This window comes from Achromobacter sp. DMS1 (assembly GCF_001270295.1).
This window is the reverse complement of the sequence record NZ_LHSJ01000319.1, coordinates 1-4,358: the sequence shown is the minus strand read 5'-3', so window position 1 is coordinate 4,358 and position 4,358 is coordinate 1. Positions and strand designations below refer to the sequence as shown.

Genomic DNA, 4,358 nt, shown 5'->3' with positions numbered 1-4,358 from the left:
CGGCGCACCGCCCAGGGCTTCCAGGCCAGCCATTGCGCCAGCGCGATCAGGCCGCTGGCGCCAGCGCCGCGCCGGCGGCCGGTGCCTGCCCGGCCAGCAGCAATGCGACGGCGGCGACGCCCGCCGCCAATTGCCAATGGCCGCTGCGCGTGTGCGGCGGGATCTTTAGCCTGCACCGCGCGTTGCGCGAAGAAGGGGATGACGCGCCGCGCGATCAGCAGCGTCAGCACCGCCATGCAGATCAGTCCCGCGTTGAAGGCGCGCATCAGGCCGAGATAGTCGCCCGCGGCGGCCGAGGAAAGATAGGCCGCATGGGCGCCCGCCAGGGCGGCCAGCAGCAGCGGCACGCCGTAGTTGCGCCGGTTGCGCGTGAGCCAGACCGAACGGCCCAGGGCCGCGGCGCCCCACAGGAAGAACAGCGCGTCCGCGGCCCGGCGACCAGGAAGGCATTGCGGCCGGGCACGAGGTAGCCGATGCGCGCCGCGGCCCAGACCAGGCACAGGGCGGCCAGGGGATTGCCGTGCAAGGGGTTGCGCCCGGTCCAGTTGGCGCCCGCGGTGAGCAGAAAGCCCACGGCGATGGTGGCGACGAACCCCCAGAGCATTTCGTGCGCATGCCAGAACACGCCCGGCAGGTCGCCGCGCAAGAGGCCGGGGGCATAGACCCACGCCAGCACCGATGCCAGGGCCCAGCCGCAACCCGCGAGGTAGAGCGGGCGGAACCCCATCTCGGTGAAGGCGCGCCACTGCGGCCGGGCGGGCGAGCGGGCGGGGCGCGGCTCGTCGATGGAAAGCAGGGGACTCATGCGGAACGGCTCCGGGTGTTTGAAGATGTATTGAAGATACATATTAAACCTTGCGCCGGCTCCAGTCCCGCGCGCCCGTTTGACGCCGCGCAAATGCGGCGGAATCAAGGGGGTGACTAGTCATTCCGGCATGGCCCGGATGGTCGGCCGGGCAATGGCGGCGATGCCGGCGGATCCCTAGTCTAGGACCTGTGACGCCGAAGGGAGCCGGGCTCCGGTCCCGGGCGCATGAATTCCCCTGAGTAGCGAGAACAACCATGACAGTTTCCCGACATGCCGGCCGTAGCGCGCCGATGCGCGTCCTGATCTCCAGCACCTTTGCCTTCACCATCTGCTTCGCGGTTTGGATGATCTTCGCGGTGCTGGGCATACCGATCAAGCAGCAGCTCGGCCTCTCCGAAACCGAATTCGGCCTGCTGGCCGCTATGCCCGTGCTGACCGGCTCGCTGGTGCGCGTGCCGCTGGGCATCTGGACCGACCGCTACGGCGGGCGGCCCGTGTTCTTCGTGCTGATGCTGCTGTCGGTGGTGCCGGTCTGGCTGCTGTCGTATGCCACGGAGTACTGGCACTTCCTGGTGCTGGCGCTTTTCGTGGGCCTGACCGGCGGCTCGTTTTCCGTGGGCACGCCCTACGTGGCGCGCTGGTTCCCGCGCAACAAGCAGGGACTGGCCATGGGCATCTTCGGCGCCGGCAATTCGGGTTCGGCCATTACCAAGTTCGTGGCGCCCGCGTTGATCGCGGCGGCCGCAGGCGCCTGGACCATCGTGCCCCAGGTGTATGCGGCGGCGCTGCTGGCCACCGCCGTGCTGTTCTGGATGTTTTCATCGTCCGATCCGGCCCACCGGACGCAGGGCGCGGTCAGCCTGTCGGAGCAGCTCGCCCTGCTGAAGGACCCGCGGGTGTTGCGCTACTGCCAGTACTACTCCGTGGTGTTCGGCGGCTACGTGGCGCTGGCGCTGTGGATGACCAAGTACTACATCGGCGAGTATGGCATGGACATCACGCACGCCGCCCTGCTCGCGGCCTGCTTTTCGCTGCCCGGCGGCGTGCTGCGCGCGGTGGGCGGCTGGATCTCCGACCGCTACGGCGCCTATCGCACCACGTGGTGGGTGATGTGGGTGTGCTGGGTGGCGTTCTTCCTGCTGAGCTATCCGCAGACGCAGTTCACCGTCACCACTGCCGACGGTCCGCGCAGCTTCCAGATCGCGCTGGGCGCCGTGCCCTTCACCGTGCTGCTGTTCGTGGTGGGCATCGCCATGGCCATCGGCAAGGCTTCGGTCTTCAAGTTCATTTCCGACGAGTTCGGCCAGAACATCGGTGCGGTGTCCGGCATCGTGGGGCTGGCCGGCGGACTGGGAGGCTTCGTGCTGCCCATCCTGTTCGGCGTGCTGCTGGACCTGACGGGCATCCGCTCCAGCGCCTTCATGCTCATGTACGGAACGGTGTGCGTATCGCTGATCTTCATGCATTACAGCTACCGCTCGCGCCGCGCGGCGCCCGCCATGCGCGAGCAGGCCGCCTGAATCCCGACTTCCCTTCTTCCCGTTTTGGCGAGAATCTTATGTCTACCTATGTGCTGCATCGCTGGGAACCGGAAAACCCCGGTTTCTGGAAGCAAACCGGGGCGCGTGTCGCCAACCGCAACCTCTGGATCTCCATTCCGGCGCTCATGCTGGCCTTCAGTGTCTGGATGCTGTGGAGCGTGGTGGTGGTCAACCTGGACCGCGCCGGTTTCATGCTGTCGAAGAACCAGATGTTCTGGCTGACGGCGCTGCCGGCGCTTTCGGGCGCCACGCTGCGCATCTTCTATTCCTTTCTGGTGCCGGTGTTCGGCGGCCGCAAGTGGACGGCCATTTCCACCGCCTCGCTGCTTATCCCGGCGGTGGGCATGGGTTTCGCGCTGCGCGATCCGGCCACCTCGTATCCGGTGCTGCTGGTGCTGGCGCCCTGCACCTGGTTCGCGCCCGCCTGGCGCATTTCCAGCAGACCAGCGGCCTGAAGATCCGGCGCTGGAGGCTGTCGTCGGCCGCCACCCGCTGGGGCTCGTGCACCAGCGACGGCAACATCATGCTCAACTGGCGGCTGATCCATTTCGCCCCGCCCATCATCGACTACGTGATCGCGCACGAACTGGCCCATCTGCGCGAAATGAACCACAGCCAGGATTTCTGGCGCGAAGTCGGACAGATCCTGCCCGGCTTCGAAGACGCCAAGAACCTGCTGCGGCGCCACGACCCCGCCAGCCTGCCGCAGTTCTAGGGCAGGCGGCCCCCCGGGCCGTTACACTTCCGGCATGGCCGCCTGCGCGGCCCATGCCATTCCGGGAAGCGCGCCGCTTCCCCAACCCGGACAAGGAAACACACCATGCGCTTGCTCCATACCATGCTGCGAGTCGGCAACCTGGACAAATCCATCGATTTCTACACCAACGTGCTCGGCATGCGGGTGCTGCGCCGCAAGGACTACCCCGAGGGCAAGTTCACCCTGGCGTTCGTGGGCTACCAGGACGAAGCCGAAGGCGCCGTTATCGAACTCACGCACAACTGGGACACCGACAAGTACGACCTGGGCAACGGCTACGGCCACATCGCCCTGGAAGTGGACGACGCCTACGAAGCCTGTGAAAAGGTGAAGGCGCGCGGCGGCAAGGTCACGCGCGAGGCCGGCCCCATGAAGCACGGCACCACCGTCATCGCCTTCGTGGAAGATCCCGACGGCTACAAGATCGAGTTCATCCAGAAGAAGGGCCGCGAAGACTGAGCCGCGGCCTTCCCGCTTCCTCCGACAGGCGCAATCCCATGATCCACACCATCCTGAAAATGGGCGACCCACGGCTGCTGCGCGTGGCCGCGCCCGTGGAGCGTTTCGACACGCCCGAGCTGCACGCCCTGATCGACGACATGTTCGAGACCATGGAGGCGGCCAAGGGCGTGGGCCTGGCCGCGCCGCAGATCGGCGCCGACCTGCAGCTGGTCATCTTCGGATTCGAGCGCAACGAGCGCTATCCCGACGCGCCGGCCGTGCCGCAGACCATACTGTGCAATCCGGTCATCACGCCGCTGTCGGACGACATGGAAGACGGCTGGGAAGGCTGCCTGTCGGTGCCCGGCCTGCGCGGCCTGGTGCCGCGCTACCGCCGCATCCGCTACACCGGCAAGGATCCCTACGGCCAGCCCATCGAGCGCGAGGCCGAGGGTTTCCATGCCCGGGTGGTGCAGCACGAGTGCGATCACCTGATCGGGCGGCTGTACCCGTCGCGCATCCGCGATTTCTCGAAGTTCGGCTACACCGAGGTGCTGTTTCCCGGCCTCGACCCCAGCCGGGACGACTGAAGCCGGCGCGGGCGGGCGCGCCCTACCCGCCTGCCTGCCCGGCAGCCGCTCCGCACCGGGCGGGCGACAGCTCCTCTGGCGCGAATCGTCCACCTGCAGCACTTCCGCCACCGTATCTTCGGCCGCCTGCAATTGCGCGGCCTGGTCGTCCGTGAGCGCGCCCCGGCGATGGGCTTCGCGCCAATCCCGCACCCCGCCCTGGCGCAGGCGGTCGCCGCAGC

The 4,358-nt window shown here is 67.6% G+C and carries 4 protein-coding genes and 3 pseudogenes; 5 read left to right on the top strand and 2 right to left on the bottom strand.

The genetic code is table 11. The annotated features are described in order from the left end of the window. A partial coding sequence (locus tag AD428_RS23395; protein WP_255352296.1) for an NnrS family protein occupies positions 1-500 on the bottom strand: 500 nt, incomplete at its 3' end. After that, positions 497-727, bottom strand: a pseudogene (locus AD428_RS29045) (NnrS family protein); the annotation flags it as partial. The gene AD428_RS23395 and the pseudogene AD428_RS29045, both read right to left, overlap by 4 nt. Positions 728-1,098: 371 nt before the next feature. Between AD428_RS29045 and AD428_RS23390 the strand changes: the two are divergent. From AD428_RS23390 to def, 5 genes and pseudogenes are all read left to right on the top strand, one after another. Beyond that, entirely contained in the window at positions 1,099-2,328 is a 1,230-nt protein-coding gene (locus AD428_RS23390; protein ID WP_053244920.1) for an MFS transporter, read from the top strand. A 38-nt stretch (positions 2,329-2,366) separates the two neighbouring features. Beyond that, positions 2,367-2,750: pseudogene (locus tag AD428_RS25800) on the top strand (nitrate/nitrite transporter); the annotation flags it as partial. A gap of 17 nt (positions 2,751-2,767) precedes the next feature. Continuing rightward, positions 2,768-3,064 (top strand): annotated as a pseudogene (locus tag AD428_RS23385) (M48 family metallopeptidase); the annotation flags it as partial. 105 nt (positions 3,065-3,169) lie between these two features. Further along, the gene (gene gloA / locus AD428_RS23380; RefSeq protein ID WP_053246743.1) at positions 3,170-3,565 is read left to right on the top strand and encodes a lactoylglutathione lyase; all 396 of its coding nucleotides are present in this window, start codon (positions 3,170-3,172) and stop codon (positions 3,563-3,565) included. Between the two features lie 38 nt (positions 3,566-3,603). After that, a complete protein-coding gene (gene def / locus AD428_RS23375) occupies positions 3,604-4,137 on the top strand; it encodes a peptide deformylase (RefSeq protein WP_053246742.1) in 534 nt (177 codons plus the stop codon). Positions 4,138-4,358 lie beyond the last annotated feature (221 nt).

Bases quoted from the DNA above. Each gene is read 5' to 3' on its own strand.
- AD428_RS23390 (WP_053244920.1), top strand. From the start codon at position 1,099: ATGCGCGTCCTGATCTCCAGCACCTTTGCCTTCACCATCTGCTTCGCG.
- def (WP_053246742.1), top strand. From the start codon at position 3,604: ATGATCCACACCATCCTGAAAATGGGCGACCCACGGCTGCTGCGCGTG.
- gloA (WP_053246743.1), top strand. From the start codon at position 3,170: ATGCGCTTGCTCCATACCATGCTGCGAGTCGGCAACCTGGACAAATCC.